The sequence below is a fragment of the Bacteroides cellulosilyticus DSM 14838 genome, from assembly GCF_000158035.1.
Classification (GTDB): Bacteria; Bacteroidota; Bacteroidia; order Bacteroidales; family Bacteroidaceae; genus Bacteroides; species Bacteroides cellulosilyticus.
Window position 1 is genome coordinate 300,657 of sequence record NZ_EQ973488.1, and the last position, 5,131, is coordinate 305,787.

Annotated in this window: 3 protein-coding genes; 2 read left to right on the forward strand and 1 reads right to left on the reverse strand. The window is 50.3% G+C overall.

Annotation, left to right across the window (positions count from 1 at the left end; all coding sequences use genetic code 11):
* A partial coding sequence (locus BACCELL_RS02600) for a glycoside hydrolase family 127 protein (RefSeq protein WP_007209967.1) occupies positions 1-1,677 on the reverse strand: 1,677 nt, incomplete at its 3' end.
* Positions 1,678-1,878: 201 nt separating this feature from the next.
* Between BACCELL_RS02600 and BACCELL_RS02605 the strand changes: the two genes are divergently transcribed.
* Together BACCELL_RS02605 and BACCELL_RS02610 are read left to right on the forward strand one after the other, a co-directional pair.
* A complete protein-coding gene (locus BACCELL_RS02605) occupies positions 1,879-4,347 on the forward strand; it encodes a glycoside hydrolase family 95 protein (RefSeq protein ID WP_007209968.1) in 2,469 nt (822 codons plus the stop codon).
* Positions 4,348-4,360: 13 nt separating this feature from the next.
* Positions 4,361-5,131: glycoside hydrolase family 88/105 protein (locus BACCELL_RS02610; RefSeq protein ID WP_044153191.1), on the forward strand; the 771-nt coding region annotated here is incomplete at its 3' end.

Here is a 5,131-nt window from a genome sequence, read left to right on the forward strand (position 1 = left end):
CGTATTTGCTTTTGCGGCAACCGGAACCGGCTCTCCATTTACTGTCAGCATAGCTTTCTCACACCACTTCGGTATACGGAGGAAAAGGGAGAAGGCACCGGCTTTGCGGGGCACCCGGTCAAACTCTACACGTACATTGCCTTCCCAAGGATAAGCGGTCTTCTGTGTCAAAGCAATTTCTCCTTTATCTCTCCAGTTTGTAGTCAATGTATTCGCACCATACAAATTGCAATAAATGCCTTCGGAACCCAATGTATAAGCATAGTTCTGTGCCTGGCAGAGTGTACGCAACGTATTAGGCGGGCAGCAGAAGCAACTGATATACTCCGTCCGTTCTTTCGGCCAGCGAAGTGTATAAGGTAAATCAGCACTGATACGGAGCGGATTCGTATAGAAATATTTCTTTCCATCCAAACTGATACCACTCAGAATACTGTTATAAAGACATGTTTCCACTAGCTCCGCATACTTGGCATCTCCCGTCACTTCCAGCATGCGCCAGTTAAAAAGCATATTGCCGATGTTAGCGCAGGTTTCATTATGAGCTGTACTATTGGGTAATTGATAAGGGCGACCATAGCTTTGATGTACCTTCTGAATACTATCCGGCTCATAACAGGTGCCGTCGGGCGAAGTACCGTCATAAAGGGCACCGCAAGCCCCGGTCACATACATTTTCCGGGTAACGATGTCATTCCAAATACTGGTCAGGTTCTTCATCAATTGCTCTTCACCGGTTTCGGCATAGACATCCGCCACCCCGGCATACAGGTAATTGGCACGTACCGCATGTCCCATCGCCCGGTACTGCTCACGGAAAGGAATGCGGTCCTGATTATCATCCGTACCATTTTCCACCATCCCCCGAATGTCAATCAGATTCTTCGACAGTTTCAGATAACGTGGATTCCCCGTGGCGCGGTACATTTCGACTACCCCCATATAATGGGAAGGACATATAGCGTTACGGGCCAATTCAGCGGAAGCGGTTTCATAGAAATGACAAAGGAAATCGGTGGCACGGACGGCTGCATCAAAAAGAGTGGTCTTCCCGGTGGCACGACGATGAACGATGGCGGCCATCATCAGATGTCCCAGATTGTAGGTTTCAAAGTTCAGGCGATTGGCAAAGGCGCCTTTCTCATCTTCGGATCCTACCTTGGTTCCGACGACTGTTTGCTTATGCGGCTCTTCCAGAGTATGAGTATCGATTCCTTTATTAAGCTCTTCGATAATAACCGGGGTATGGATATATCCATCTGTTCGCTGAGCCTTTACGACGCAAGTAATGAAACGGTCCATTAGTTTGTCCAGTTCGGGGTCTTTGTTAACTGCATAAACTGAGGCTACTCCTTCCATCCATTTATACATGTCCCCATCGTGAAAGGGTGGTCCCCAGTGCTCGCCCTCGCAAATGCCGGCAGCGATCTCAAAATTACGGAAACCGTGAGATACTTCGGGCGTGTTCCAGGTGTTCCACATGCTTTGCAGGGAGGTGCGGCTGAACACATCAAAGCGCTCTGCCCAGAAGCCATCCGTCCAATGTACGGCATCAATGCCGGTGTTCACCATCCGGGCGTAGCGGCTCCGGCTCATATCCGTCAGTCCGTTGTTCTGTGCAAATGCTCCCGTGACGGAGGCGGAAGCTAAAAGAAGTATCAGTTTAATCTGTCTCATGAATATGAATCATCTGAAATTTCATACAATATCTTTAAAGAAGAGACGCAATGAAGCGCGTTTTGTACTCAACAAGAAATGGTCCAGCAAGCGCTATTACATGCAATGACCGGATTAATACGACATTTTATCACCTATTTGCTGGGTACAAAAGCTATCTTTAACCGTCCTTTTCTAAAAGTATAAAAGCTATTAGAAAAAATGAATAAAAAGAGATTATTCGGCTATCTGTTTGTACTGGTATCCGTGGGCAATATTTCTGCACAGGAGTCACGCCTGTCCGCACAGGAATACAAACTTTGGTACGACCGCCCCGCACAAGTATGGACGGAAGCCCTCCCCTTAGGGAACGGGCGTCTGGGAGCTATGGTATACGGTACGCCCGCCACGGAGCAGATACAACTGAACGAAGAAACCATCTGGGCGGGACGCCCCAACAACAACGCCAACCCCAATGCACTGGAATACATTCCCCGGGTACGCGACCTTGTATTTGCCGGCAAATATCTGGAAGCACAGACGCTCGCCACCGAAAAGGTCATGGCAAAGAGCAATTCGGGAATGCCCTATCAAAGCTTTGGCGACCTGCGGATCGCGTTTCCCGGACATACCCGTTACACGAACTATTACCGGGAACTAAGTCTCGACTCTGCCCGTACCCTCGTCCGCTATGAAGTGGATGGGGTGCAATACCGGCGCGAAACCATCACTTCATTTACCGATCAGGTAATCATGGTACGCCTCACCGCCAACCGTCCGGGGCGGATTACTTTCAACGCTCAACTCACCTCCCCTCATCAGGATGTCGTCATCACTTCCGAAGAAGGAAACTGCGTAACACTTTCCGGCGTATCTTCCCTGCACGAAGGGCTGAAAGGCAAAGTGGAGTTTCAGGGAAGACTGACCGCCCGGAACACCGGCGGCCGGATGACATGTGCCGACGGTGTGCTTTCAGTAGAAGGAGCCGATGAAGCTATCGTCTACGTCTCCATCGCCACCAACTTCAATAACTATCAGGACATCACAGGCAATCCGGCCGAACGTGCCAAAGATTATCTGGTAAGAGCTATGACACATTCATTCACTGAAGCCCGGAAGAACCATACGGACTTTTATCGCCGATACCTGACACGCGTCTCCCTGGATTTAGGAGACAACCGATACGAACACGTGACTACCGACAAGCGCGTGGAGAACTTCAAACAGACCAATGACGCACATCTGGTGGCTACTTATTTCCAGTTCGGACGTTACCTCCTGATTTGTTCATCCCAACCCGGCGGGCAACCCGCCAATCTTCAGGGAATCTGGAACGATAAGCTTTTCCCCTCCTGGGACAGCAAATATACCTGTAACATTAACTTGGAAATGAACTATTGGCCCTCGGAAGTCACCAACCTGAGCGAACTGAACGAACCCCTGTTCCGCCTGATACGCGAAGTCAGCGAAACAGGTAAGGAAACCGCTCGCATCATGTATGGCGCCAATGGCTGGGTGCTACATCACAACACCGATATATGGCGCATCACGGGCGCAGTAGACAAAGCTCCGTCAGGCTTATGGCCCAGTGGCGGCGCATGGCTTTGCCGGCATCTTTGGGAACGTTACCTCTACACCGGAGACACTGAATTCCTGCGCTCCGTCTATCCCATCTTGAGAGAGTCCGGACGCTTCTTCGACGAAATCATGGTGAAAGAACCTGCGCACAACTGGCTGGTGGTCTGTCCCAGCAACTCACCCGAAAATGTACATTCGGGCAGTAACGGCAAGTCTACCACAGCTGCCGGATGCACCCTCGACAATCAATTGATATTCGACCTTTGGACAGCCATCATAGCCGCCTCGGACATCCTGGATACAGACCGGGCATTTGCCGCCCGACTCTCACAGCGCCTCCGTGAAATGGCTCCCATGCAGGTAGGACGCTGGGGACAGTTGCAGGAATGGATGTTCGACTGGGATGACCCGAAGGATGTACACCGCCACGTTTCCCATCTGTACGGACTGTTTCCAAGCAACCAGATATCTCCCTACCGCAGTCCGGAATTATTCGACGCTGCCCGCACTTCCCTCATTCATCGCGGCGACCCATCCACTGGCTGGAGCATGGGATGGAAAGTTTGCCTGTGGGCACGTCTGCTCGACGGCAACCATGCCTACAAGCTCATTACAGACCAACTGACCCTGGTGCGTAATGAAAAGAAGAAAGGAGGCACCTACCCCAACCTGTTCGATGCACACCCACCCTTCCAGATTGACGGAAACTTTGGTTGTGCCGCAGGCATTGCCGAAATGCTGATGCAAAGCCATGACGGTTTCATCTATCTGCTACCCGCATTACCGACGGTTTGGAAGGACGGAACTGTGAAAGGAATCATCGCCCGCGGAGGTTTCGAGCTGGAACTAAGCTGGAAAAACGGGAAAGTGGAGCGTCTGGTTGTAAAATCCCATAAAGGAGGCAATTGCCGCCTTCGCTCAACGAGTCCGTTGACAGGCAAAGGTCTGAAACGTGCCAAAGGTGAGAATCCCAACCCGCTTTATGCAGTTCCCGTCATCGCCCAACCGTTAATCAGCCCCGAAGCCAAATTGAACAAAGTGGAAATAGCAAAGACCTATTTATACGATCTGCCCACCCAGGCAGGACAAGAATATACATTGATTGGAAACTAAATACTGAACTTATATGAATCGTATCTCACTGAAACTACTGACGGTGTGCGGAATTACCTGTTTCATGGCCTGCACAACCACCCAAAAACCAAAGACCGAAAAATGGAGCGAGCGCATGGTACGCTCCGAAATGAAGCGTTTTCCTGAACCCTGGATGATTGAAAAGGCCAGCAAACCGCGCTGGGGATATACACACGGACTTGTAGTAAAATCCATGCTCGAAGAATGGAAGCATACAGGAGACAGCACTTACTACGATTATGCCAAAATCTATGCGGACAGTCTGATTGATAACGATGGACACATCAGAACCATGAAATATCTTTCATTCAATATAGACAACGTCAATGCCGGAAAGATTCTTTTCGACTTCTATGCCCAAACGGGAGATGAACGCTATAAAATAGCCATGGACACCTTGCGCAAACAAATGAGGGAGCAGCCCCGCACAAGCGAAGGCGGTTTTTGGCACAAGCTGAGGTATCCGCACCAGATGTGGCTGGACGGTATCTTTATGGCCTCTCCTTATCTGGCGCAATATGGCGCCACTTTTGGGGAGCCGACCCTGCAAGACGAAGCTGTGAAACAAATTCTGCTTATAGCCCGCAAGACTTATGATCCGGCTACAGGACTCTATTATCACGGATGGGATGAAAGCCGCGAGCAGAAATGGGCAAGCCGGGAAACAGGTTGTTCACCGAATTTCTGGAGTCGCAGCATCGGATGGTATGGAGCCGCCATAGTGGATGTATTGGATTACTTGCCACAGGAAACCGAAGGACGC

What these genes read in the sequence shown, in the direction of transcription:
- BACCELL_RS02605 (WP_007209968.1), top strand. Translation starts at nt 1,879, where the DNA reads ATGAATAAAAAGAGATTATTCGGCTATCTGTTTGTACTGGTATCCGTG.